Annotated in this window: 23 protein-coding genes and 11 tRNA genes; 28 read left to right on the top strand and 6 right to left on the bottom strand. The window is 28.4% G+C overall.

Annotated features, from left to right (window positions below; all coding sequences use genetic code 4):
- A complete protein-coding gene (gene rpe, locus SCHRY_RS03940) occupies positions 1-678 on the top strand; it encodes a ribulose-phosphate 3-epimerase (RefSeq protein ID WP_016339171.1) in 678 nt (225 codons plus the stop codon).
- Positions 665-1,273, top strand: coding sequence for a thiamine diphosphokinase (locus SCHRY_RS03935; protein ID WP_016339170.1), 609 nt, complete (start codon positions 665-667; stop codon positions 1,271-1,273). The genes rpe and SCHRY_RS03935 overlap by 14 nt, the downstream gene beginning before the upstream one ends.
- 55 nt (positions 1,274-1,328) lie before the next feature.
- Here the strand turns inward: SCHRY_RS03935 and SCHRY_RS03930 are convergent.
- Together SCHRY_RS03930 and rpmB are read right to left on the bottom strand one after the other, a co-directional pair.
- Positions 1,329-1,413, bottom strand: a tRNA-Leu gene (locus SCHRY_RS03930).
- Between the two features lie 100 nt (positions 1,414-1,513).
- Positions 1,514-1,711, bottom strand: a complete 198-nt coding sequence (rpmB, locus tag SCHRY_RS03925; protein ID WP_016339169.1) for a 50S ribosomal protein L28 — start codon at positions 1,709-1,711, stop codon at positions 1,514-1,516.
- Positions 1,712-1,869: 158 nt separating this feature from the next.
- On the opposite strand from rpmB, the gene SCHRY_RS03920 reads away from it, so the two are divergent.
- The 15 genes from SCHRY_RS03920 (at position 1,870) to nagB (ending at position 7,309) form a co-directional block, all read left to right on the top strand.
- Entirely contained in the window at positions 1,870-2,256 is a 387-nt protein-coding gene (locus tag SCHRY_RS03920) for a DNA-3-methyladenine glycosylase (RefSeq protein ID WP_016339168.1), read from the top strand.
- A 293-nt stretch (positions 2,257-2,549) separates the two neighbouring features.
- A complete protein-coding gene (locus SCHRY_RS03915; protein WP_016339167.1) occupies positions 2,550-2,879 on the top strand; it encodes an Asp23/Gls24 family envelope stress response protein in 330 nt (109 codons plus the stop codon).
- A gap of 126 nt (positions 2,880-3,005) precedes the next feature.
- Positions 3,006-4,625, top strand: coding sequence for a DAK2 domain-containing protein (locus SCHRY_RS03910; RefSeq protein WP_016339166.1), 1,620 nt, complete (start codon positions 3,006-3,008; stop codon positions 4,623-4,625).
- A gap of 87 nt (positions 4,626-4,712) precedes the next feature.
- A tRNA-Cys gene (locus tag SCHRY_RS03905) sits at positions 4,713-4,788 on the top strand.
- A 27-nt stretch (positions 4,789-4,815) separates the two neighbouring features.
- Positions 4,816-4,892: transfer RNA gene (locus SCHRY_RS03900), tRNA-Arg, on the top strand.
- Between the two features lie 12 nt (positions 4,893-4,904).
- Positions 4,905-4,981, top strand: a tRNA-Pro gene (locus tag SCHRY_RS03895).
- An 18-nt stretch (positions 4,982-4,999) separates the two neighbouring features.
- Positions 5,000-5,075: transfer RNA gene (locus SCHRY_RS03890), tRNA-Ala, on the top strand.
- A 44-nt stretch (positions 5,076-5,119) separates the two neighbouring features.
- Positions 5,120-5,196: transfer RNA gene (locus SCHRY_RS03885), tRNA-Met, on the top strand.
- A 3-nt stretch (positions 5,197-5,199) separates the two neighbouring features.
- Positions 5,200-5,276: transfer RNA gene (locus SCHRY_RS03880), tRNA-Ile, on the top strand.
- Positions 5,277-5,312: 36 nt separating this feature from the next.
- Positions 5,313-5,405, top strand: a tRNA-Ser gene (locus SCHRY_RS03875).
- A gap of 62 nt (positions 5,406-5,467) precedes the next feature.
- A tRNA-Met gene (locus tag SCHRY_RS03870) sits at positions 5,468-5,543 on the top strand.
- A gap of 3 nt (positions 5,544-5,546) precedes the next feature.
- Positions 5,547-5,622: transfer RNA gene (locus SCHRY_RS03865), tRNA-Asp, on the top strand.
- Between the two features lie 5 nt (positions 5,623-5,627).
- A tRNA-Phe gene (locus SCHRY_RS03860) sits at positions 5,628-5,703 on the top strand.
- 97 nt (positions 5,704-5,800) lie between these two features.
- A complete protein-coding gene (locus SCHRY_RS03855) occupies positions 5,801-6,514 on the top strand; it encodes a hypothetical protein (RefSeq protein ID WP_016339165.1) in 714 nt (237 codons plus the stop codon).
- A gap of 63 nt (positions 6,515-6,577) precedes the next feature.
- A complete protein-coding gene (gene nagB, locus SCHRY_RS03850) occupies positions 6,578-7,309 on the top strand; it encodes a glucosamine-6-phosphate deaminase (protein ID WP_016339164.1) in 732 nt (243 codons plus the stop codon).
- Between the two features lie 63 nt (positions 7,310-7,372).
- On the opposite strand, the gene rpsD is transcribed toward nagB, so the two are convergent.
- Complete coding sequence (rpsD, locus tag SCHRY_RS03845; RefSeq protein WP_016339163.1) at positions 7,373-7,987, bottom strand: 30S ribosomal protein S4; 615 nt, start codon at positions 7,985-7,987, stop codon at positions 7,373-7,375.
- Positions 7,988-8,271: 284 nt separating this feature from the next.
- On the opposite strand from rpsD, the gene SCHRY_RS03840 reads away from it, so the two are divergent.
- From SCHRY_RS03840 to SCHRY_RS03820, 5 genes are read left to right on the top strand one after another with little or no spacing between them, the layout of a single operon-like run.
- A complete protein-coding gene (locus SCHRY_RS03840; protein WP_016339162.1) occupies positions 8,272-10,020 on the top strand; it encodes a septation ring formation regulator EzrA in 1,749 nt (582 codons plus the stop codon).
- 6 nt (positions 10,021-10,026) lie between these two features.
- On the top strand, positions 10,027-11,223 hold the full coding sequence (gene thiI / locus SCHRY_RS03835) for a tRNA uracil 4-sulfurtransferase ThiI (protein ID WP_016339161.1): 1,197 nt from the start codon (positions 10,027-10,029) through the stop codon (positions 11,221-11,223).
- Positions 11,210-11,545 carry a hypothetical protein gene (locus SCHRY_RS03830; protein ID WP_016339160.1) on the top strand — a complete coding sequence of 112 codons (336 nt, stop codon included), beginning with the start codon at positions 11,210-11,212 and terminating at the stop codon, positions 11,543-11,545. The genes thiI and SCHRY_RS03830 overlap by 14 nt, the downstream gene beginning before the upstream one ends.
- A gap of 60 nt (positions 11,546-11,605) precedes the next feature.
- Complete coding sequence (locus SCHRY_RS03825; protein WP_016339159.1) at positions 11,606-14,653, top strand: DNA polymerase III subunit alpha; 3,048 nt, start codon at positions 11,606-11,608, stop codon at positions 14,651-14,653.
- Positions 14,653-15,324 (top strand): copper homeostasis protein CutC, encoded by a 672-nt coding sequence (locus SCHRY_RS03820; RefSeq protein WP_016339158.1) that lies wholly within the window; start codon positions 14,653-14,655, stop codon positions 15,322-15,324. The genes SCHRY_RS03825 and SCHRY_RS03820 overlap by 1 nt, the downstream gene beginning before the upstream one ends.
- A 4-nt stretch (positions 15,325-15,328) precedes the next feature.
- Here the strand turns inward: SCHRY_RS03820 and SCHRY_RS03815 are convergent, their stop codons facing one another.
- Positions 15,329-16,060 carry an SDR family oxidoreductase gene (locus tag SCHRY_RS03815; protein ID WP_016339157.1) on the bottom strand — a complete coding sequence of 244 codons (732 nt, stop codon included), beginning with the start codon at positions 16,058-16,060 and terminating at the stop codon, positions 15,329-15,331.
- Between the two features lie 195 nt (positions 16,061-16,255).
- On the opposite strand from SCHRY_RS03815, the gene SCHRY_RS03810 reads away from it, so the two are divergent.
- Together SCHRY_RS03810 and SCHRY_RS03805 are read left to right on the top strand one after the other, a co-directional pair.
- On the top strand, positions 16,256-17,230 hold the full coding sequence (locus tag SCHRY_RS03810; RefSeq protein WP_016339156.1) for a phosphotransacetylase: 975 nt from the start codon (positions 16,256-16,258) through the stop codon (positions 17,228-17,230).
- Between the two features lie 31 nt (positions 17,231-17,261).
- Entirely contained in the window at positions 17,262-18,452 is a 1,191-nt protein-coding gene (locus tag SCHRY_RS03805; protein ID WP_041611887.1) for an acetate kinase, read from the top strand.
- 20 nt (positions 18,453-18,472) lie between these two features.
- Here the strand turns inward: SCHRY_RS03805 and SCHRY_RS03800 are convergent, their stop codons facing one another.
- Positions 18,473-19,027 carry a hypothetical protein gene (locus tag SCHRY_RS03800; RefSeq protein ID WP_016339154.1) on the bottom strand — a complete coding sequence of 185 codons (555 nt, stop codon included), beginning with the start codon at positions 19,025-19,027 and terminating at the stop codon, positions 18,473-18,475.
- A gap of 199 nt (positions 19,028-19,226) precedes the next feature.
- Between SCHRY_RS03800 and SCHRY_RS03795 the strand changes: the two genes are divergently transcribed.
- Entirely contained in the window at positions 19,227-20,126 is a 900-nt protein-coding gene (locus SCHRY_RS03795; protein ID WP_236607984.1) for a hypothetical protein, read from the top strand.
- 16 nt (positions 20,127-20,142) lie between these two features.
- On the opposite strand, the gene trpS is transcribed toward SCHRY_RS03795, so the two are convergent.
- Positions 20,143-21,168, bottom strand: coding sequence for a tryptophan--tRNA ligase (trpS, locus tag SCHRY_RS03790; RefSeq protein WP_016339152.1), 1,026 nt, complete (start codon positions 21,166-21,168; stop codon positions 20,143-20,145).
- 206 nt (positions 21,169-21,374) lie between these two features.
- On the opposite strand from trpS, the gene SCHRY_RS03785 reads away from it, so the two are divergent.
- The 3 genes from SCHRY_RS03785 to SCHRY_RS05480 all read left to right on the top strand — a co-directional run bounded on the left by SCHRY_RS03785 (position 21,375) and on the right by SCHRY_RS05480 (position 26,129).
- A complete protein-coding gene (locus SCHRY_RS03785) occupies positions 21,375-21,917 on the top strand; it encodes a hypothetical protein (protein WP_016339151.1) in 543 nt (180 codons plus the stop codon).
- 30 nt (positions 21,918-21,947) lie between these two features.
- Positions 21,948-23,510: a PTS system protein gene (locus tag SCHRY_RS03780; RefSeq protein ID WP_016339150.1), complete on the top strand. Its 1,563-nt coding sequence runs from the start codon at positions 21,948-21,950 to the stop codon at positions 23,508-23,510.
- 327 nt (positions 23,511-23,837) lie between these two features.
- Positions 23,838-26,129, top strand: a complete 2,292-nt coding sequence (locus SCHRY_RS05480; RefSeq protein ID WP_016339148.1) for a hypothetical protein — start codon at positions 23,838-23,840, stop codon at positions 26,127-26,129.

Below are 26,129 nucleotides of genomic sequence, written 5' to 3'. Positions count from 1 at the left end.
ATGTCAAAATTTATTATTGCCCCTAGCATTTTAAGCGCTAATTTTTTAAATCTAGATCAAGAATTAATTTTAATTGAACAAGGTGGAGTTACTTGAATCCATTTTGATGTTATGGATGGTGATTTTGTGCCAAATTTAACGTTCGGCCCAAAAATTTTAAATGATATTACTAATAAACATAATTTATTTGTTGATTGTCATTTAATGGTCAAGATTAAAAATGGCAGTGTTGAAGATTATTTAAAGCCCTTTATTGAGGCAAAAGCAAATGCTATTACGCTTCATTATGAGGCTTTAACTACCGAACAAATTAATGAATTCTTAGCTTTGAAAACAAAATATGAGCTTAAATTTGGTTTAGCAATTAACCCCGCAACTAATGTTGAAAAAATTTTACCATTTTTACCGTTTTTAGATCTTATTCTTGTTATGACTGTTGAACCAGGCTTTGGTGGTCAGGCTTTTCTACCGGATGCCGCTGAAAAAATCGCCCATCTTCGAAAATTTATTGATAAAAATAAATTAAAAACTTTAATTTCTGTTGATGGAGGAATTAATAACCAAACAGCAAAAATTTGTCAAGATTTTGGTGTTGATATTTTAGTAGCAGGAAGTTATTTATTTGGGCACCCTGATTTATTAGAACGTTTAGAGGCTTTAACTGATGGGAAAAAGTAATGTTTTAATAGTTTGTACAGACAAAATGACTAATTTACAACCTTATCAGGACTATTTTAAAATTGGTGTTGAACAAGGGTGTTTAGCGCTACTTAAAAATTTCAATCAAATTGATTTGGCTTGCGCTGACTTTGATTCGGTCTCACAACCAGAATATGAACAAATTAAAGCTATTGCAACAGAACTTTACCATTATCCAGCCGAAAAAGACTATTTAGATGCTGAATTAGCTGTTCAAGCGGCAATTAAGCTTAATCCTCACCAAATCGTTCTTGTAGCAGATGGACCACGTTTTGACATGGATTTAGCTTGTTTATGACTAATTATTAATTATAATATTATCTTTTTAAACGAACATAACTATGTTTATCAATTAGAAATGGGAGAGAATGTTATCAACCCCCGAGAGGGTTTTCGTTATTTTTCAATAATTGCTTATGAACAAGCTGTTATTACAATTAAAGATTGTAAATATAATGTTACGGATTTTGTTTTATCATTGTTATCACCAAATGCTATTAGTAATGAATTACTTGGCCATCCAGGAACAGTTGTTGTTAATAGTGGTAAAGTGATTGTCATTTATTCAAAATAAAAAAAACTGCTAAAAGCAGTTTTATTTTCGTTTTTTTGAGAATAACTAAATTTAATGGTACCCGTAATCGGGGTCGAACCGATACGAATTTCTTCGGTAGATTTTGAGTCTACTGCGTCTGCCAATTCCGCCATACGGGCATAGAACTTATTCTCATATATACATAATAACTTATTTTCGAAAAAAAAGTAAGAATAATCAAAGATATTCTTACTTTTTTATTATCATCAATAAAATAAATTATTGTGCAATTTGACCTTTACGTTTTAATGTTTTTAAGGTTCTAGTTGCTACACGTAATGTTTTTACTTCACCGTCAACTACAATACGAACTTTTTGTAAGTTTACATTTCATTTACGACGTGAAGCATTCATAGCGTGTGAGCGTTTGTTTCCTGAAAGCGCTGCTTTACCTGTAATTTCACATTTTCTTGCCATAATATCACTCCTTTATAGTCATACTATAAAATAATAACGAAATTTTAAATTAATTGCAATGATTTCTTATCTTTTTTTAAAAATAGTTAATTTCATTGTTCTTTTTGTTTTGATCTTTTATGCTATAATAAATCACAATAGTAAAGGTGATGATAAATATGACAGAACCATGAAGAATCAAATGGCATTTAGATGCAAAAACTTTAGCAGTTCTAATTAATGATGCTGATAAAAACAAATTAGCCCCATGATATACATTTCTAAAAAATAAACAATGAAATATTATTAAAGTTCGTGTTGTTCTTCCAACCGAAAGTTTTATTAGCGTAATGAAGATTTTTTTCCCAGGAGAAATTATTAACCGCGACGAAGAAGGGATTTTTGTTCAAACTGGCAAGGGAATTTTAAAACTACTAGTTGTTCAAAAAAAGGGAACACCAATTATAACAAACTTTGCCAATCCGCAAATTGCTCAGGAATTACATTTAGGATCTTGATTTGATCAAAACGAATATGAAACAACATTTTTATTATCAAAATCTTAATTATAAAGGCCAAACCATTGGTTTTTAGTCTTTTAAGAGTAGTAAGCTAGAAAAAAATTTATCATAATCTGTATTTTTTTCCTTAAGATAGGGTAAAAATTTAAAAAATATAGTAAAATTATAACTAGAAGGAATATTGATTTAAAAATTAACATTAGTGGTAAATTTTCCTTGAAAACTTGATTTTATATTGATAATCAAGATAAATATTGAAATTTTTATATTATAAAATATTGCTTTCTAATATTTTATGGATATAATTAAATATGTTAATTTAATTAGTAGGTGATAAAATGGAAAAAAATAGTTTTGAATCAATTGCTAACATTGTTTATAGTGCTGTTATTACGGTACCTGGTGTAGCTGGTTTTGCAAGATTATCAGAAGATGACAGTGACGAAGAGAGTGCCACATTATTAATTACAGATTATTCACAATCAATTAAATTAAAGCAAGTTGAGGGTAAGTATGTTATTGATATTTTTTTAATTTTATTAGAAGGTTCTAATATTAGAGATGTTAGTCAAGAGGTACAAATCCGAATCAAATATGAATTGGAAAAACTTGATTCTTTCCCAACTGATTTTATAGTTAATGTTCATATTCAAGACTTACTAGTATAAAAATATAAAATATGAAAAATTATAAAAAATGAGATATTATTTAGATAAAGATTTATAAATAGAATATCACTTAAGAACGATCGAATTAATTTATGATAGATACAGAAATGTAAGGGTGATAACAAGATGGAATTTAATGCCAAATCTTTTAAGAATGCACTAATTAGTGGATATAATAACTTATACAATTTTTATCCAGAAATTGATAAGTTAAACGTTTTTCCTGTTCCCGACGGTGATACAGGAACTAATATGAATTTAACAATGACAAATGCTATTAAAGATATTAGAGATTTAGAAGGAGATTCAGTAAGTAAACTTGCTGATGCTTTTGCGCGTGGTTTAATAATGGGAGCACGAGGGAATTCAGGAGTTATTCTTTCTCAAATTTTTCGTGGTTTTGCTAATGGTTTAAAAGAAACAGACGAATTTTCAGCAGCAGCTGTTAAAACAGCAATGATTCAAGCGAAAGAAGTAGCTTATAAAGCAGTAATGAAACCAGTAGAGGGGACAATCTTAACGGTAATTCGTGAAACAGCAGAAAATGTTGAAAAAATTACTGAAGAGTTGACTGTACCAGCCTTATTTCGTAAAATTGTCGTTTTTTCAAATGAATCATTAAAAGGGACACCAGAATTATTACCAGTTTTAAAAGAAGTAGGTGTCGTTGATTCAGGAGGATTTGGTTTAGTTAAAGTTTTTGAAGGAATGACTGAATATTTAGAAACAGGTAAAGTAGTTGCCCAACGGAAAAAACATGCTGAAAATACTGGAAATAATGTCGCAATGAATCTAGAAAATGAAGAATTTGGTTATTGTACTGAAACAATTGTCATATTAAATGAATATTATGAAAAAAATATTGATGTTAACAATGTTCGTCAAACATTAGAAGATCAAGGTGGACAGTCAATTGTCGCTGTTGTTGATAAAGATATTTTAAAAGTGCACGTACATACATTAGTACCAGGGCTGATTTTAACATTTTTACAAAAACATGGTGAATTTAAAAATATTAAAGTTGAAAATATGACTTTACAAGCGGAAAAACATGTTAAAACAATTAAAGCTGACCGTGAACTTAAAAATAAAGAGGCAATTATTGCTGTTACACCAAGTGTTGGAATTGCTCGTTTCTTTAAAACTGATTTAAATATTCAAGCAACAGTTAATGGCGGACAATCAATGAACCCTTCAACTGATGATTATTTAAAAGCAATTGAAGAAGTTGATGCAGTTGATGTCTTTATTCTTCCAAATAATAGTAATGCCATTTTGGCAGCTCAACAGGCCGCAAAAGTTGAAAAAAAATCAAATGTTTATGTTATCCCAACTTCATCAGTTCAGGAAGGAATGGTGGCAACATTAGCTTTTGAGCAAGGAGAATTAGCGAAAAAGAATTATTCAACTTTAAAAGCAGCGTTAAAAAATGTGGCTAGTTTATCAGTTACCCAAGCGGCAAAAACAACATCAATTGATGGCGTTAAGATTACTAAAGGGGAATATTTAGGGGTTTTAAATAAAAAAATTGTTTGTTCACATCCAACATTAATCCAAACTCTTAAACAATTATTTGCCAAATCAATCACAAAAACTAGCGAAATTATTACAATTTTTACTGGTGAAGATGCTGAAACAAAAGATATCAACATGATTAAAAAGTTATTAGATGAAAGCTATGATGTTGAATATGAATTTGTAAATGGGGAACAACAATTATATCCGTTCTTAATAGCTGTTGAATAAAATTTCTTAAATAATATCATTATTTTTTAGCAAATTTTCTTGAAAAGTATTATAATTATGATAATATATAAAGGGTCTAAAACTCGTGGCACTATAGCCAAGTTGGCTAAGGCATGGGACTGCAACTCCCCGACCGTCGGTTCGAGTCCGACTAGTGCCTCCATTTAGATTATTACAATTTCACATTTATGCGCCCATAGATCAATTGGATAGATCGTTTGACTACGGATCAAAAGGTTGAGGGTTCGAATCCTTCTGGGCGCGCCATTTATTTTTTTTCGGAAAGTAGCTTAGCTTGGTAGAGCACTCGGTTTGGGACCGAGGGGTCGCAGGTTCGAATCCTGTCTTTCCGACCATTATTTTAGTAATTAATTGGGCCCGTAGCTCAGCTGGGAGAGCACCTGCCTTGCACGCAGGGGGTCGACGGTTCGATCCCGTTCGGGTCCACCATTTTATTAATAAAGTATTCTACAAAAAACAAAATATATTCAAATGGCGGGATAGCTCAGCTGGTTAGAGCGCTCGGCTCATACCCGGGAGGTCAAGAGTTCAAGTCTCTTTTCCGCTACCATATGGACCCTTAGCTCAGTTGGTTAGAGCATCCGGCTCATAACCGGATGGTCACTGGTTCAAGTCCAGTAGGGTCCACCAGTTTATAGTAGAATTCTTTATCAGAAACATTTTTTTGGAAGATTACCCAAGCCTGGTTGAAGGGATCGGTCTTGAAAACCGACAGGCGGTGAAAGCCGCGCGGGGGTTCGAATCCCTCATCTTCCGCCATTTATAAGAATTATTTGCATTTTAGCAGTAATTTATGTTAGTATTAACTTAGTAAATTTTATCGCGGGGTGGAGCAGTTGGTAGCTCGTCGGGCTCATAATCCGAAGGTCGTAGGTTCAAGTCCTGCCCCCGCAACCAAATGGTCTTGTAGTGAAGTGGTTATCATGCCTCTCTGTCACAGAGGAGATCGCGGGTTCAAGTCCCGTCAAGACCGCCATTAATGGTTCAGTAGCTCAGTTGGTAGAGCATTTGATTGAAGCTCAAAGTGTCGGCGGTTCAATTCCGTCCTGAACCACCATTGAATTTAGCTGAAAAAATAACTTTATACTCCAAACTAATTATTTATTAGTTTGGAGTTTTTTATATTTTTCGTTATAATTACTCTGGGTGATTTAATGTTTGCACGTTTTACAAAAGATTTATTATTTTATTATAAGCGCGAAGAATGAAAATATCAGTTAAATGAAGACAATGTTCGCTTTAAACCAAGATTTATTCTCTACCGCTATGAACGAAAAATGGGAAAAGAAAATTTTAATAATTTTAAGTTTTGAATTTTTAAGCGATGGATTATTAAAAATTTTGCTTATACCCAAGAATTTATTCATCGTTTTTACCGTTTATCTCGAAAACTGGGATTAACATTAAACCAAAAAGAAAAAGAGTTTATTTATAATGTCGAAGAAGTTAACTTTACCTTATGACGACCGTTAAAAGAATTACCAATTTATTATGAATTAGAACCAAAAGAAAAATGTCACTTTAAAAATAATGATGTTAATATTCATCAATTGACAAAAGATAATGAAATTAAGTTTATTTGTAAAGGAGTATTATTGATTACTAATAAGCGGATCATTATTGATGGGATTAAGGATAATTTTGAGACAAAAAAAGCCCTTGAATTTGATATTAATACAATTGAACAAGTTGAAGATTTAGATATTGGAATTAAAATTGTTGTTAATAATAAGTGTTATTTATTGAGAGAAAATAATAATACTTTAATTTTAGCCTTATTATATCGTAGTTTAGGGAAGAAAAAAGTTAATTTTAATTATAAAAAAATACCAGATAATTTAAATTTTTTAACAAAAAATAATAAATAGCAAATAACTAAAAAAACGGCTATAATTTAAAATGTACTTATTTAAAAAGAAAAGAGGAATAATATGAAAGTAATTATTGTTGATGATAAAGTAGCGATTGGTCAAACTGTTGGTCAAATGTTTGTTGATGCGGTAAAAAATAATCCAAAGGTAATTTTTGGGTTAGCAACTGGTTCTTCCCCAGAATTAACGTACCAATATTTGATTGAAGATTACCAAGCAAACCATACTGATTGAAGCAATGTGAAGACTTTTAACTTGGATGAATATATAGGGTTAGAGCCAACTCATTCTCAAAGTTATCGTTATTTTATGAATGAAAAATTATTTAACCACATTAATATTAAGAAAGAAAATACATATGTTCCTTCTGGTGTTGGTGATTATGTTGCGTTAGCAAAACAATATGATGAAAAAATTGCAATGGCTGGCGGAATTGATCTGCAATTATTAGGGGTTGGAACAAATGGTCACATTGGCTTCAATGAACCACCTGCTGATTTTGATTCTTTAACAGGAGTTGTTGATTTAGTTGAAGCAACATTCCAAGCTAATGCCCGTTTTTTTGATTCAATTAATGATGTACCAAAACAAGCAGTTTCAATGGGGATTAAATCAATTTTAAATGCCCGTAAAATTGTTTTAATTGCTGATGGGGAAGGGAAAGCTCAAGCAATTAAACATTTGGTTGAAGGAGAAATTAGTAACTTATGGCCTTGTACAGCCTTACAAACACATCAAGATGTTACAATTGTAATTGATCAAAAAGCAGCATCATTATTAACAAAACAATAAAATCAAAACTGATTGGGACAATAAAAAAAATAAGCAAATGCTTATTTTTTTTATTGTTTTAAATTATACTAAACGGTTATATCATTCAACAATTAACGCGTCGTTAATATTAACATTTAGTTCTTCACGTAATGGGAAACGAACATATGTTCCAGTGAATTTTGTTTTATCAAATTTAACAAAGTCTAATGTACTTACTTGGCTTTGTAAACTTTCTAAAATTTTAACATTCTTATGTGCAGCTTCTTTCAGTGTGATTACATCTCCTGGTTTACAGCTGTATGAAGGAATATTAACTTTTTTTCCATTAACTAAAATGTGTGAGTGATTAACTAATTGTCTTGCTCCAGCACGTGTTAATGCTAATCCCATTCGGTAAACTAAGTTATCCAAACGTGATTCTAAGGCAATTAAGAAGTTAGTCCCAGTAATTCCCTTCATTTTTTTTGATTTTGTATAAGTGTTACGGAATTGACGTTCTGTTAATCCATACATATATCTAACTTTTTGTTTTTCATTTAATTGTAAACCGTAGTTTGATAATTTACTACGACGTTGACCATGTTGACCTGGGGCTGTAGTTCTTTTTTTCCCTTTTGAAAATTCTTTATCATTTTCTAAGATACTAAACCCGTAACGACGTGACTTTTTAAAAGTACTTCCTAAATAACGTGACATAAAAAAACCTCCTATATATCAGCAAATTGACATACAAAAAGATTCATATATTTTGTTCTAAAAATGGAAGTCTATTTTGTTCGCCCTAACAGCTAGGGTTACTATCTAACTATAAAAAAATTAATAGACTAAGAACATTTTTATACAAAACTGCTGCTTCTCAGTGTTGTCTAAGTTATTTTATAATAACTGACTAGCAAATACAAGTTTTTTCTAATTTTTAATGTAATATTTTTAACAAATGCTATAATTCAATTGGATATAACTATTTAGGGGGTCGAATAATGATTTTAACAATTGTTAATAATTTTTGAAATAATCCAATTAAATTAACACTATTTATTTTATTTATTGTTTTAATTATTATTTTGACTGGGTTATTAGTACTATGAGGGAAAAAAATCACTTTAAAAAAATTGGAGATTAAAATCTTGCAAAAAATTGATATTTTAAAGCGACTACCATTAAAATATAAGATTTTTCGGGTATCAGAAATTGCGCGTAATAATAATGCTTATGCAAAAGACCTAGTAATTTGACGAACAAAATATGAAATAATATATGAAAAAAAACTGGTTAGCTGTTTAGAAGTTTTAAAAAAATTATACCTACCAACTAAAATTAATGGCCAAACAAAACAAAGTCATCCAAATTATAAAACATTACAACCGTTATATAAAGAATTAGCGTTATTAGAAGATGAAGGACGTAAATTGCTGGGGGAAATTGATAAGCAGTTGCAAATAGAACTATTACAACGCGATTATATTTTGGCCCATAAAATTATGTTTACAGCATTACAAGAAGATGCGGCAAAATTGCAAATGAATGTTTCATTAGATGAAAATAAATTTAATGATTTTCAACGTAATATTGAAAGTATGTTTAACGAATTTGAAGAATTTTTATCAGCGGGGGATTTTAGTCGTACCGATCAAATTCTATCGAATATTACAACATCATTAACAATTTTTGTTGAAATTTTGGATAACATTCCCCAAATTAAAATTCTCTTAACAAAAGTTGTTCCCAATAAATTATCATTGTTAAAAGATAAATATGTTCTTTTTAATAAAGATGAAAATAGTAAAGATATTTTAAAATATAGTTTTGATGAATTAACGACAAATATTGATGAAATTAAAATTTTAATTTCAAAACATATTGATAATTTACAGTATAAAAAAGCGACAAAAAAAACGATTGAAATTATTAATAGTATTAATGATTTTGATAATACAATTGAACATCAAAAAGCAATTATTTCATGCTTTAAAAAGTATTATAAAATTGTTATGGATTATATTAATAAAATTGAACGAAGTTTTAACATTGTTTCGCGCCAAATTGAAAGTTTACGGAGTTCATCAATTTTGACCCCAAAAGAAGATGGGATTTATCGCGAAGCAATGGCCAAAACCAAACAGTTAACCCATGATACAAATTATTTAGTTTTAGAAATTAATAAAAATGGGAAAGATTATGTTAAGTTTAATAACGAACTAGTAAAATTGCTAGAGAATGGGATTACGACCCATGAAGCAATTGCTGGGGTTGTTAAAATTATTGAAAAACGTAATTTTGCTGAAACAGAAATTCGTAAAACAATTCATTTACTAGAAGTTGTTTTATTACAAGCAGAAGTAAGATTAAATCAATTAGAATATAAAAAATTATTAGGAAAATATGAAAAGGTAATTAATGATTATCGCAAAAGTTTAGATAAAATTAAAAGCATTTCATTTGATGTAACTAAAAAAGAGGAAGTCCAAGAAGTAACCGCTAAATTAGATCGGTTAAAAACAGATGTTTTAAAATTATTTGAAAAAATAAAAAATAATATTTTATTAGATATATTAGCCCAAGAAGCATTAATATATGCCCAAAAATATAGCTTAACAAATGATGCCATAGAAAATCAATTAAAGAATGCCGAAATCTCTTACCGAAGCGGAGATTATGATAGTTCGTTATTTGTTTCACTAAAGGTTTTAACAGAAGCAAAAATAGGGAAATCAGGGAAAGGGAGTTAAAAAAGCATGAATTTTGACGTCATCTTAGTTCGCTATGGTGAATTAACAATTAAAGGAAAAAATCGTAATGATTTTATTAACGTTTTAGTTAAAAACATTAAAAATAGATTAGAAAAATATCAGGGATTTTATCAAATTGATAAACAATTTGATCGCTTATTTATAGAAATTTTAGAACCCTCATATGCTGAAGAAATTTTAGCTTTAATGCAACAGATTTATGGAATTTCATCGCTTTCGTTTGCTAAAAAATTAGCAAAAGATTTAGATGTTGTTGGGGCTATGGCTGTTGAAATCGTTAAATACTACAAGCCAAAAACTTTTAAGTTAGAAGCTCGTCGTAGTGATAAAACATTTCCCAAAAATTCAACAGAAATTAAACAATATTTGGCACCAATTATTTTAAAAAATACTGAGGTTAAAGTAGATGTCCATGATCCTGAAATGCAAATTGATATTGAAGTTCGCCGTGATTTTACCTATTTATTTATTAAAAGAATTAAAGCCCTTGGTGGTTTACCAGTTGGGGTATCAGGGAAAGGAATGGTAATGTTATCAGGGGGAATTGACTCCCCAGTTGCAGCTTATTTAATGATGAAACGTGGAATGGCGGTTGAATATTTACACTTTACAACACCACCCCATACTGGGCCTGAAGCATTAGAAAAGGTTAAAACATTAGTTCAAAAATTATTACCATATGCGGGGACAAAAACACAACGTTTACATGTTGTTAATTTTTCAATGTTACAACATGAGTTAATGCATATTCCTGATAGTTCATATCGAATTACAATTATGCGTCGGATGTTTTACCGAATTGCTAACATTATTGCACGCCATAATAAGAGTCAGGCGATAATTACGGGAGAATCATTAGGACAAGTTGCTTCCCAAACAATTGAAAGCATTAATGTTATTAATGCTGTTGCACAAATGGCTGTTTTACGTCCAGTGCTGTGTTATGACAAAAATGAAATTATTAGTATTTCTGAACAGATTGATACTTATACAACATCAATTTTGCCTTTTGAAGATTGTTGTAGTTTATTTGTCCCAAAAAACCCGGTCACAAAACCACGCTTACGTTCAGCTGAATTCCAAGAAAAAAATTTATTATGAGAAGATATAATAAATGTAATTATTGAGAAACATATTGTAACTTATGTCATTAAGGGAGATGAAATATATGAAGAAAATTAATTTCTCAAAAAAACAAAAACACTCTGAACAAGCACTAGATAAAATTATTGAGCAAAGTAAAACTAATTTATTAGAAGAAACAATAATTATTGATGATGATTATTCAATTGTCAAAGATTTTAAAGATGATAATATTAAAGTCATTAAAATGGCCAATAATAATTTTTATAATGAAAATGCAATTGATTTAGAGCAAGAACTACTAAAAGAAGCTCCTCAAAAAAAGAAAAACCGCTTTTTTAAGTATATCTTTTTTATGATTTTGGCAATCTTAATTATTACAATGATTACAATCATTATTATCAAATTTGGAGGTAAATAAAATCCTGTAAAGGATTTTTAAATTATTTTTGTTAAAATATGATTAGAAAGTGATGTGATAATGTTGATAACCCATTTAAATGTTCGGACAAGCTATAGCCTTTTATCTTCATTAATTACATTAGAAAATTACTTATCCTTTGCTAAAAACAATAATTTAAAAAACTTGGCAATTTGCGACAGTAATATGTTTGGGGTTTATGAATTTCATGCTTTATGCCAGAAAAATAATATTAAGCCAATTTTAGGATTAAATGTTAATTTAATTTATAATGACAAATCCTATAATTTAAATCTTTTTGCCGTAAATCAAAAAGGCTATTTTAATTTGGTTGAGATTTCTTCAACAATTCTGGCCAATAATGAAAAAATCAATAAAATTCAATTAGTTGATATTTTACAATATTTTAAAACAGGTCTTAAAATTATTGTTAATTATACTAGCGATAACTATGATTCACAATTATTTACTTTTCTACAAACACAGTTAGAAAATTCTAATAATTTATATTTAGGATTAAATAATAATAATTTAACATTGTTAGAAACTTTCCAAAAAATTATGCCCGCAGACCAAATTATTTGAAATAATAAAATTCAGTATTTTACTTCGGATAATTTTACCGCTTTTAAAATGATTGATGCAATTAAAACTCAAACATTATTTAAAGATAACCGTTTAAGCGATAATTATGCCTGAACGAAGGTTATTAAAGAATACACAGTTTATTTTGAAAATATTGTTAAATTTATCGCTGATATTGAACAATATTCGTTAGCAAAGGGAACAGTTGTTGATAATTTATTACAATTTCCAACCCCTGAAAACATTAGTGCGCGCGAATATTTAAAAGCCCTTTGTAAACAAGGATTAGAATTTAAAAAAGGAAAAGTGGTTTCGCAAAAATATCTTGATCGTTTATTATATGAATTAGATGTTATTAATAAAATGGGCTTTAATGATTATTTTTTAATTGTTTGAGATTATGTTGCTTTTGCGAAAAAAAATAATATTTATGTTGGACCAGGACGAGGAAGTGCCGCCGGGAGTTTAGTTAGTTACTTATTAGACATTACCGCAATTGATCCCTTGGAATATAATTTGTTGTTTGAACGTTTTTTAAATCCTGAACGAAATGGCTTGCCAGATATTGACATTGATTTTCAAGATGATAAACGGGAAATGGTAGTAGAATATTTGTTTGAGAAATATGGGGTTGATCATGTTGCCCATATTGTAACTTTTCAAACAATTGGGATGAAAATGGCCTTGCGAGATTTATCCCGAATTTTTGAAATCCCGTTGGATGAGGCTGATAAAATGAGTAAAGCAGTTAAAATTGAAGCAAACTTTGATTATGATTTAGCAATGCAAAGTAATAATGCTCTAAGTTTTTTTCAAAAAAAATATCCACAATTGTTTTTGTACTTAAAAGAATTAATTGGGTTACCCCGGCAAACGGGAACGCATGCGGCAGGGGTTATTTTAACTAATCAAAGGCTCCAAACAATTATTCCAATTAAAGAAGGTTATAATGGTATTTTTCAAACTCAATATTCAATGAATTATCTAGAAGATTTAGGTTTACTAAAAATGGATTTATTGGGATTGCGAAATTTAACGATTTTACATAATATTATTGACGAAGTAGCAACGGGATTAGGCCAACATGTTGCGATAGAAAAAATTCCCTTGAATGATTCAAAAACTTTTGCCTTATTAGCAACGGGTGATACAAAAGGAATTTTTCAGTTAGAATCGCCGGGAATGACTAAAGTTCTAATTGAAATGCAACCTGATAAATTAGAAGATATTGTTGCAACCTCTTCATTATATCGTCCAGGACCACAAGAAAATATTCCTTTGTTTATTCAACGTAAGAAAAAACAAGCACCAATTAATTATTTGGACCAGCGATTAGCAGATATTTTAGCTCCAACATATGGGATTATTGTCTATCAAGAGCAAGTAATGTTAATTGCACAATTAGTTGCTAATTTTAGTTTAGCAAAAGCAGATGTTTTACGCCGGGCAATGGGAAAAAAAGATGCAAAAATTATGAACCTAATGCAAACAGAATTTATGCAAGAAGCTGTTAAAAATAGTTACACTTTAATAACTGCGCAAGAAATTTGAAATTTAATTGCTAAGTTTGCCGAATATGGTTTTAATCGTAGTCATGCTGTGGCATATTCATTATTAGGATATCAAATGGCATATCTAAAAGCCAATTATCCATCCCAATTTTTAGCATCTTTATTAAGCAATGTTATTGGTGATGAAGTTAAAACCAATGATTATTTAGCGTTAGCTCGTCAAAATAATTTGAAAATTATTGCCCCCGCAATAAATTTCCCAGCTGATCGTTATCGAACAATGGGGGTAAATATTCACTTACCATTATTAGTAATTAAACAAATTGGATATGCCTTTTTTAATAAAATTTTATCGGAATTTAATAGTAATGGTCCATTTAAAGATATTTATGATTTATTTATTCGCTTGTACAAAAAAGGATTAAATCGTAAAACATATGAAATGCTAGTTTTTTCAGGGGCTTTAGATTGTTTTAAATTAAGTCGTACAACGATGTTTAATAATTATCAAACAATTGTTAATTATTTAGAATTAATTAAAGTTGAAGAACAACGGGAAAGTTTAATCGTTGATCAAAGCCTTGCTGAACAGCCAACATTAGTTAATGTTCGTGATGATGAAGTTTTTATAATTGAAAAAGAATATGAGTGCTTAGGATTTTATTTATCAAATCATCCTTTAAAGTATATTCGGGAAAAAGAAGGTTATCAAAATAAAACAACGTTAATTAAAAATTTGACATTAGCACAAGGAACAACAAATATATTAATAACGATTCGAAGAATTCGGGTTATTAGTGATAAGAATAATAGACAGATGGCTTTTTTAGATTGTTATGATGAAAGTAGTGAAATTAGTTTAACAGCTTTTGCCGGAACATATCAAGACCATCATGAAGCATTACTAGAAGGCAATATCTTATTGGTTAATATTCGATTAGGAACATATCAAGATAAAATTAATGGGATTATTAATCGAATCAAGCTAATTAGAAAGCAAGGTGAATTATAATGTTTTTAGAAGTAATTGGAACAAGTTTAGAGGATTGTGAAACAATTTCCTTAGCAGGAAATGTAAATCGCATTGAATTATGTGCTAATTTAGAACATGGCGGTTATACACCTGATTATGAAGTTATTAAGGAGTGTTGTGCCAAAGTTAATTTGCCAATCCGTGTCATAGTTCGTCATAGTGATAAAAATTTTTATTGCCCAGCGTGAGAGTATGAACAGATCAAAAAAGATATTGAGTTCATTAAAACGACGAACGCTGATGGGATTGTAATTGGAATTTTAACTGCCACGAATGAAATTGACATTGCGCGAATGCAAGAATTGATTAATTTATCCTATCCGTTAAATGTAACATTTCACCGGGCTTTTGATTTAATTAAAGATAAAAAACAAGCAATCATACAATTAAAGAACCTTGGTGTGAAAACAGTTTTAACCCAAGGGGGTGAAACACCAATTTTGGCAAACTTGACAACTTTTAAGGAAATCAAGGGTAATGGGGTTCAAATCCAAGGGGGAAGTGGGGTTAATTTAACTAATTTTCAAACAGTTTTACCAGTTGTTGATGCAATTCATGTTGGTAGTGCTGTTCGCTTTAACCAAAGTTGGAATGAGCCAATTGATTTAACCTTATTACAACAATTTAGAAACAAAAAATCTAACGATTAATTCGTTAGATTTTTTGTTTCGTATGAGATAATAAAATTTCTTTTAAAGCGATATGTTGAGGTAATTGATAAGTATAAAGAATAATTTCCGCCGCTTCTTGGGCTGTTAATCCTTGGTCAATAGTTGCCTTAACTTTTTGATAATCTTTTAAAATTGTTTCATTTTTAACTGAAGTTAATAAATTGGTATCAATAATTCCAGGGGCAAATAAAAGCACACGGACATTATCTGGTGCGACCTCCTTACGAACACTTTCAGATAATGCATGAACTCCAAACTTTGTGGCGTTATATATGCTTCTAGTTTCCGATGTATAACGTCCAGCAACGGATGAAATATTAATAATAGTTCCATGATGGACTTTTTTCATTTGTGGTAAAACGAGATTTATGCCATTAATTACTCCTTTTAAGTTTGTTTCAATCATTTCATATTGTTGATCTAAAGTTAAGTCTATAAAATAGTCTAAAGCCATAATCCCAGCGTTATTAATCAACAGATCTGCAGGTCCATAAACTGCCTCGGCTTGTTCAACAGCAGCTTTAAATTGCTGAAAGTTGTTAACATTACCTTGCGCACAAATTGTATTAGGCAAATGATAACTTTCTAAAATTTCTTTGCGACGGGCAATTAGTAATAAGGGATAACCGTGGGCACTAAAAAGTTTTGCACAAGCAGCCCCAATCCCTGATGAAGCTCCTGTAATAATAACTAAATGTTTTCGGTTTGATTGCATATTTTCCCTCCTTTATAATAATTATAGCGAAAACAAAGAAATAATTTTGGTAAAAATTTTTTTTGCCATTTGGTGAGATTTTAGCAAAAATTGCTAAAAATAGAATATAATTAAACCATTATAAATTAAATAGGTCACATAATGCCCGTATTATGAAATCGTTAAGCAAAAAAATGTAATGAAAGGATTTTATTTATGTTAGAAAACATTGTAGCAAAAATTAATGAACAAAATGAAACAATTCGAATTGTTTTTCCAGAAGGAAAATCAAAACGGATTCAAGAAATCTTACCAAAATTTGCAAATACAAAAATTATTCCCGTTTTAGTTTTTAAAACAAGAGCTGAAATTTCAACAGAAATTTTGGAAAATAAAAAGTTAGAAGTTGTTGTTGTTGAAGAACAAGATTTAGCGGCATTAGCAAATTATTTAGTTGAATTACGAAACGGAAAATTAACTTTGTCAGAAGCACAAAGGTTAGTTACAGAATGTAATTATTTAGCGGTTTTATGAGTTAAATTAGATAAAGCCCAAGGGATGGTTGGGGGAATCGAATATGATACAAAAGATATTCTTGGCCCAGCTTTAAAAATTATTAAACCAAAACCAGGAATTAAATTAGTATCATCATTCTTTTTAATGTTACGTGGGGAAGAAAAATATATTTTCACCGATGGATCATTAAATATTGATCCTTCCAGTGAAGAATTAGCAGATATTGCGGAATTAGGATATGAAGCAAGTCAAATCTTTAATTTTATTAATCCAAATTTAGTATTATTGTCATTTTCAACAAAAGGTTCAGGGAAAGGGCCATTAGTTGATAAAGTTCGTAATGCTTATCAATTAGTGTTGGAAAAAAATTTACCTTGTCAAATTGATGGGGAATTTCAATTTGATGCGGCATGAGATGATAATATTCGTAAGATTAAAGCACCAAATTCACCAATTACTCATCGTGCTGATATTTATGTTTTTCCATCATTAAATGCGGCAAATATTGGTTATAAAATTGCCCAACGAATGGGGGGTTATCAAGCAGTTGGCCCAATTATTATTGGTTTAGATAAGCCAGTTAATGACCTTTCACGAGGAGCAACGGGGGAAGAAATTTATTTTACCACTATTGTTACAGCATATATGTATATTTATAATCAAAATAAAAATTAATAAAAGTAATAGAAAGTAAGAGAAAACAACAATGATTTTAGTGATAAACGCTGGTAGCAGCTCAATGAAATTTCAACTTTATAAAATTAATGCTAATAATGATTTTGAAGTTATTTGCAAAGGTTTAGCCGAACGAATTTATTTGGATGGCCGTTTTACAATTAAATATAAAGGGGAAGAATTTGAAACCGAAGAACAATTGCCTGACCATAGTGCTACGGCAAAAGTCTTAATTAATAAACTAAAAGAGCACAAGGTAATTAATGATTTTTCTGATATTAAAGGAATCGGTCACCGTATTGTTCATGGTGGTGAGCGATTTACTCAATCAACAATTATTACTGATGAAGTTTTTATGGAAATTAAAAAAATGATTACCTTAGCGCCATTACATAATCCCCCAGCGATTGCAGCAATCAAAGCTTTTCGTAATATAATTGCTGTTCCAAATGTTGCGGTCTTTGATACATCATTTCATACAACAATTTCTGAAGAAAATTATTTATATTCAGTACCTTATGAATGATATACTGATCACCAAGTTCGCCGCTATGGTTTTCACGGGATTTCATATCGCTATATAACAAACCATTTAGCAAAAATCTTAGAAAAACCAGTTGAGGAAGTTAATGCTGTCATTTGTCATTTAGGAAATGGAGCATCAATGTGTGCTGTTAAAAAAGGAAAAAGTTTTGATACTTCAATGGGTTTAACACCATTGGAGGGTTTAATTATGGGAACAAGAAGTGGTGATATTGATCCATCAATTCATCAATATATTGCAACAGAAACGGGCCAAGATTTAGCAACAATTACCGATATTTTAAATAAAAAATCTGGTTTATTAGGAATCTCAGGGGTTTCTTCTGATTTGCGTGATGTTTTTGCATCAAGTAAAGAAAATCAACGTAGTCGCTTAGCTTTAAAAATGAGCAGTAAAAGAATTGCAAAGTATTTATTAGCTTATGCCAACGAACTTGATGGAGAAGTTGATGCGATTGTGTTTACAGCTGGAATTGGTGAAAATTCAGCGGCAATGCGCCAATTGGTTATTAATAATTTAAAAATCTTAAAAGTTGATTTAGACCCAATAGCAAATGAAAAGAAATATGATTCAGAAAAATTAATTTCTTCAACGCGTTCAATCTTACCAATTTATGCAATTCGTACAGATGAAGAAATTATGATTTGTACAGATACCTATAATTTAACAAAAAAATAAAATGTTGCTAATGCAACATTTTATTTTCGTGAAGTATAAACGTAGTAACCAATAAAGCCAGAAATTAAAGCTGCTGTAAAACTAATGGCAATAACTTCAAAGATTCCTGCTTGTATGTCAGTGAATGTTTGAATTGCAAAATTTAATTTCCAAACATTACCACTACGCATCACATTTGTATTTAAGTAACTACTATAGTTGGTTAAATCAAAAACAAGAGTAACATAGAATCCAACAATAATTGCTAAAAAGATTCATGTCACTGCTGTTAGGATAATATTTTCAATTGATATTTCTTTATCTTTAATCATAAAAATTAAATGTAAATTAATACCAATGAAGGCTAGAACTCCACTAATTGTTGCCATTAATAGGGTAATAACTTCCCCAACTTTTCAATTGACCACATAAGTTTGATTTATTAGTGAAAAATATTTGTCAGTCCAGGTGCTTAAATCTCATGTTGTATCTTTCATGATTAATGAATTTGTCATTGCAAATGAAATTGTTGCAAAAACTAGGAATAGAATTATTAAGAAAAAATTTAAATTTAAATTAATCCAAATTCGTCGCATATTTTACCTCCTTAGTAATTTATAGTTATTTTATCATTTATTTTTTTAATTTAAAATTTTTTCCGACATTTTTTCTAGTAAAAAGTTATTTTAGTAATAAATTTAATAGCCCTAAATAAATAATCTCATTTGGCAAGAAAGTTAATATATTTATGTTATAATTAATCACAAATACAATATATAAAGGATGATAATGCTGATGCGGAAAATAATACTATTTTTAATTACTTGTAGTTTTGCAATTTTGCCTGTTAGTTTAACAATTAGTTGTCAAACCGCCGTTAAACATTATTTCCCTCAGCAAGATCAAAGGTTAGAACCAGAAATTACTAATTTTTTAAGCAATAATTATCTTTTAGAAGTAGTTGATTATGATGAAGGACTATATAATTTTACTTTGAAACAGGGAACAGATAATAAAGTAACACCTGATTTTACTTCTTTTTCGTTAAAACATGAAGCTCATACGCGTAAACCAATTATTACATTTGATATTAACAATGAAACAAAGGTAAATAATTTTGAATTATCAAATAACCAAGTAATTTTAAAATTATATTTAGCAATTACTCCGAAATTATTACCATTACCACCATCTTTATATAAAGATGTTGAAATTTTCTCGTATATTGGAAAAACAACAACTAGTACTTATACAACAGGACAAACAACTTTATCTGTTTTTGATTTAAATGGAGAAGAAGAAAAGTGAGATTTATCTTTTATTTCCCTTAATTTAGATAGTCGAGTATTTTGAAATTATGAAATTAATAATGATTTAAAAAACTTTTTAATTGCTGAAATTCAAAATAATCCTGCATTTGAATTTAAAACTGCAGCTCGAGAAGAAGATATTATTAAAGACTGATTAACAGGAGTTTATAATGCCAGTTTTACTTTTAATTTAGTTAATATTACTAAAATTACTAATATTAATGATTTATATCAATATTTAACTGCCTTACCGTTTACTTTTGCGTTTGAAAATTTAGATACTAGTAAACCCCAAACTAATAAAAAAACTTTTACTTTGATTGTTAGAAGTGAGGGTACGGAAATTTATGAATGAAAAATTAGTGGAGAATATCTTGTTAAATAAAAATAGCACTTGCGTGCTATTTTCTTTTATAGTTTAAACCAATGGCATTATTAACTTTAATTATTTTTCTACTAGCAATTTCACGTGCTTTTTGAGCCCCTGTGGTAATTAAATCATCAATTGCTGGACTATTAATTAATTCATGATATTTTGCTTGCAGAGGATTTAAGGTTTCAATAATTGTTTGGGCAACAATTGTTTTAAATTGTCCATAATCATAATCTTTTAATTCATCAACTGCACTTTGAATTGGAATATTTTTTAAAGCGGAATAAATTACTAGTAAATTACTAATTCCTGGTTTCTTCTCGGGGTCAAAATAAATTTTCCCTTCTGAATCAGTTACAGCGCTTTTAATTTTTTTGATAATTTCATTTGGTGAATCTAATAAGGCAATAAATGATTTTGGGTTATTTGATGATTTACTCATTTTTTTGGTTGGGTCTTGTAAATCCATAATTTTATTCCCAATTGGGGGAATAAAACCATCAGGAATCTTAAATAAATTTGTTTGGTATTTATTATTCATTCGCTCAGCTAAATTTCTCGTTAATTCAATATGTTGTTTTTGATCAAGTCCCACAGGAACTAAATCGGCATCATATAATAAAATATCAGCAGCCATTAATGCCGGATAAGTTAATAATCCTGTTGGAATAAATTCGGTTCCATTTTCGGCTTTCATTTTATTTGCTTTATCTTTATATTGGGTCATTCGTGATAATTCACCAACAGTAGTATTACATAATAAAATATGACCTAATAGGGTGTGTTCCAGGACATCAGATTGAATAAAAATTGTTGATTTAACTGGATCAAGACCACAAGCATAATATAATGCCACCATACTTTTAATATTTTTGCGTAAATCCTCTTTGCTAATTGGAATTGTAATGGCATGTAGATTAGCGACAAAAATAATTAAATTATTATCTTCTTGTAAATTAATAAAATTTTTAATAGCACCAATATAATTTCCTAATGTTAAATTCCCAGTTGCTGTAATTCCTGATACGATTGTTGGGTGTTGTTTTTGTTCCATTTTTCCTCCTGAGGTCGTAATTTTTCACGATATATCATAACTATTATAACTAATATCAAAAAATTAATTAATATTTTTTTGATAATTTATGTTAGAATTATTTTAGACTATTCATTTATAGCCAAAATTGATAAAAACCAAGGATATAATAATAATTTAAAATAATTTAATTAGTTTAATCAATTAAATTAAAGGAGAAATATAAAATGAAAAAAATATTAACTTTTTTAATGCCTGCTGTTATCTCATTTAGTAGTGTTCCTGCATTGGCAAATGTAATAACAACAAATAATAGTGTTAAATCAGAAGAGGCAATATTAACTTTAAATTTTTCGGAAAAAAGATCATTTGAATATTCATCTGAAGTTAAAAATGGTAAAGTAAATGATGGAATAATTTCTTATGATCTTGCACCAATTATGACAAATTGAAATGAATTTGTGGCAAAATATCCAAAATTTACATTTTCAAATACAACAGTTAAAATGGATGCATATTTAGACAAAAAAGAAGATGATTTATCAAGACCTTTTAATACTAAAGATTTATCATTACCAAATGGTTATGATTTAAGTACATTAAAATTTGATGGTTTTAATGCCAAATTTGATTTATCTTTTAGCGCGTATGTAGATGCAAATAGTAAAAAATTATTATTAGCAGGTAATTATGTAGTTCAAAATGGAGTAAGTCAAATAGCTGTATTTTCTTATGATGTCCATTTTGAACAAATTGTTTTTTTTAGTTAGGAACTAAAAAAATATAAATTTGAAATAAATATGATAGATTATTCAAGAATCTATAAAGTACGTAAGCAAAAAAAAGGTAAAAATTATAATAGAGAAAAAAAACGAAAATTATATAGTAGTTTTATTAAAGTATCATTAATAGTGATTATTTTACTAGCAATTGTTTCCTTATTATCAGGAATTGGAAAATTAATAATTTATTTATCTTCAGTTTCAATTTTATTATCATTAGGAAATGGTTTAATGGCAATTGGTAATATTACTTTTAGTAATTTAGGAGTTATTTTCTTTTTAGTAGTAATTATTGCGATTACTAACAATATTAAAGCAATAATAACAGGTCTTTTTGTGTTATTATTTTTCTTTAGTTTTCAACAATTCTTTATTGAATATTCTTATGATGTTAAAAATATTCAATTTAAAAGTTTTCTATTTTTTTATACTAATTTAAACACCGCTAATTTATCAAGTATTTTTGGATTAATATATCTTAAATTACCATTAGTAGGGGGTCTTATCTTGGGGGTCTTATCTTCATATATTTTTAATAAATATCATGAATATCGATTACCAAAGAACATAGGATTTTTAAATGGAATCTCTTTTGTAACGCTAGTTTTAATTCCTATTATTATTGTTTTTGATTTTTTATATGTATTACTTTTTATTGGATTTAATGAAATTATTTTATTATTTAATAACATTCTAATAAGCAGTGATAATATTGGTAATTTAATTGGTGCTGGTTTAATTTCGATGCTTATAAAGTTTTTTGGCTTTGATCAAATTGAAAATGGGGGAGCTTTTTTACCACTGTATTCATATGATAGTTTTTTATCACACTTTATACATGCTGCAAATCAACACGGTTGAAAACTAAGTCAGTTTACCAATAACTGATATAATCAAAATAATGTAGTAAGTGAAGAATTAAATAGGGTATGAGAATATTTACAACATCTGTCATTTGGTAATAAAAAATTTAGTAATTTAACATGAATAAATTTACTATCAGTTGGTAATTTACCAATTGATGCAAAAGGGACATTAGCACCATTTACCGAATGATTTACTTCAGGTTCTATTAATGATATTTTAGCTGCTAATTATAATCAAACAAATGCTTTAACATTTTCTTTAGCATTTTCAATGGGGGTTGTATCAATTTTAACTGCTAAAAAAGAAAATCGATTGTCAACAATTAGCATTATTATTTTAATTATAGGGAGTACAATTTTAACGGGTAATTTATGACCATTAGAATTATTATTTTTGTTTGTGACACCATTCTTATATTGCCTTATGTATTTACCAATTAATTTATTTAATTGAGTAATTATGTTTGGTCTTGGGATGTATGCCCCACTTGATTATTCACAGGGATTAGTGTTGTTTTTAATTACTGGTTTTAAATATCATGGTTTATTTAGTAATTTACATTTAGTTGTCATTTTAAATATTTGTTGAATTACAGTTATTACACCAGTTGTTTGCCGCTATGTTAAATGAAATAATCTTTCGCTTGTTGGATATCAAGAAGAAATATTACCTCGTATTACAAAACGACAATATCATGAAATATTTAATCATTAATAAAATAAGGGCACTAGATTTATTCTAGTGTTTTTATTTGTTTTAGTTGATATTTTTTGTATAATAAAAAATGTATGATAAATATTTAAAATTTTATATTAATATTTTGACTGTGTATAAAGGAATAGTGTATAGTATGTTATTTTTATTACTTGGTGGGATAAGCTTATTCACAGCATCAATTCCATCACTATATCAATCTATCAACTTATTACAAAATAATAATTTTAATAATAAAGAAAATATCTCAGAATTAACTGGTGAGACAATTATTATTAATACTAAATTTTAAATGAAGGTAATGAATTTACAAGTGATATTATTCAAATGATTTTTGATAAAATTTCATCATCAAATGAAAAATATGAAATGTTGTCAAAAAATTTAATTGAAGAACCATTTAATTGAACATTTAGTCATGGCAATTTTGTAAAACCAAAGCCAGATCAATCTTTAAGGGACGGAATAAAAGAAAACTTGATTTTCTTTTATTTTTTTTGTAAAATATATAATAACAATTTTATATACAATAATACGGAGGAAATTAATATGGAAAATAAAGTTAAATTTTTTTATAATAACATGTGTTATGAGTGTAGACAAAGTTTTAAAAAAATAGTTAATGGATTTAAAGGTAATTTAAATAATTTAGTTTTGTTTTCTTGTTATATAGACAAAAAAAGAACTATTAATGATGATAATGGGGTTGTTCCATTGGCTTTTATTTCTTGTAAAAATGATTCATATGTTTTTTTTTCTAGAGATACTTTGTATAATGCTGATGGCTTAAGTAAAATTAAAATCATAAATAATAGTGTTAAATTATCAAAAGATACAATTGAAAATATTAAGAAAACTAATGAATTATTAGTTGTAAAAAAAGAACAAAATGGGCCAATTGTAACAAAACAAATTGATGAAAATGAATATTCTTTGCAAAAAAGTTTTAATCGACAACTGGCCGTGATAAATCATCAGCATTTATTACGTATGAGCAAAATTAAAAAGATGATTCTAAGTATTGGTTTGATCATTATTTTATTATTGATATCAGCTGGCGGAACTTTAGGATGATATTTTATTAATCTAGAAAATAGAACTGGTTCCAACGATTTACCAGTTAATAATAATCGGATTAATTTATCAGAACATTTTAAGAGTGTCCAACTGGGAAATATTAAAGATAATCGTGAAGAAACAATTTTAGCAGCCTCAAAGGAAAAAAATTCTAATTTAAAAGTTGATGACTTATATATTAAAGATATTACTATTATTTCGGCTACTGTTTTAGTAAAATCCTCAAGCAATTTATATTTATATGACTCCTCTGTACAAGTTTTTTTCATACCTAAATACAAAACATTATCAACAGATCTTAAAATAATTAACTTTCCGAATTTATTACCTGAGACTGAAGGTCCATATGAGCCATCAGTATTATTACAAATTGTCAAAAAGTTTAACAGTGATTTATTATTACACGAAATAAAAATTGGTAATATTCGTTTAAACACAGAAAAAATAATTTCGGCTGTTATAACTACTAATGAGAATAGTGCAATTTATTTGCCAAATTCTAAAGAAGAAATATATTTTACTAAAAATAATAAAAAATTATTATCAGAAATTTTAATAAATCGAAATATTGGAGATGTTATTAATAAAGAAGAAAAAAATATCTTAAATAAAGTTGGTGAGAAAAACACTTCATTGGATTTAGAGCAAATTGAAATTTTTAATGACTCAATTACAGAAAAATCATCTTTAATTAGAGTTAAAAAAGATAGTAAAGATTATATTTTTGATGATAAGAAAATTGAAGTTTTTTTTCGTATCTTTAATCCTAATATTGGTAAAATTAAAAGCGAAGTAACTACAATCAATGATGTGACTAACATTGCAAAAATGATTTATTTAAAAAATAATACTATTTTAGTTGCAGCAAATAATGGACTTTATTTGTTGAATTCTGATGGAACTCTTAAAAAAAAGTTATCTGATTGTAAGATTCAAAATAAACAATTTAATTTCTTAATGCAATTATCAGATAATACAATTTTAGCTTCATATATTCCTGATTATGGAGAAAATGAAAAAAATGTGATTTATCATTTGAATGAAGATGGCTCAGTTATTGAAATTATTAAAAATAATAGTAATATTTCTTTTTATTCATTTTTTCAAGTAAAAGATGATTTGGTTTTAGCGAATGATGAGTTTGGATATATTTATCATTTAAATTCATCTGGAAAAATGATTAGTGATGACCCAATTACAAAATTACCAGCTGGCCGAATAATATCTTTTATAAAATTAGAAGATGATAAACTTTTTGCTGTTGCTGATGAAAAACTTTTTATATTAAATATGAAGGGTGAATTAATAAAAGAACTAAGTTACGGATTTGTTGGTGTAACTGATGTTCTTAAATTACAAAATGGTATTATTTTATTAATAAGTGGAGGCGAATATATTCACCATTTGAATGAAGATGGCATGTACATAGATTCAGAACAAGTTTACAATGAAAAAATTTCTCATTTTGTTCAAAATGCAACTGGCAATATTTTTGGTGTAAAAAGTAAAAGTAATATTATTTATGAATTACATAATATATAA

Origin of the sequence: Spiroplasma chrysopicola DF-1, from assembly GCF_000400935.1 — a bacterium.
In the GTDB taxonomy this organism is placed as follows: domain Bacteria; phylum Bacillota_I; class Bacilli_A; order Mycoplasmatales; family Mycoplasmataceae; genus Spiroplasma; species Spiroplasma chrysopicola.
This window is presented reverse-complemented; position numbering and strand designations above follow the sequence as displayed.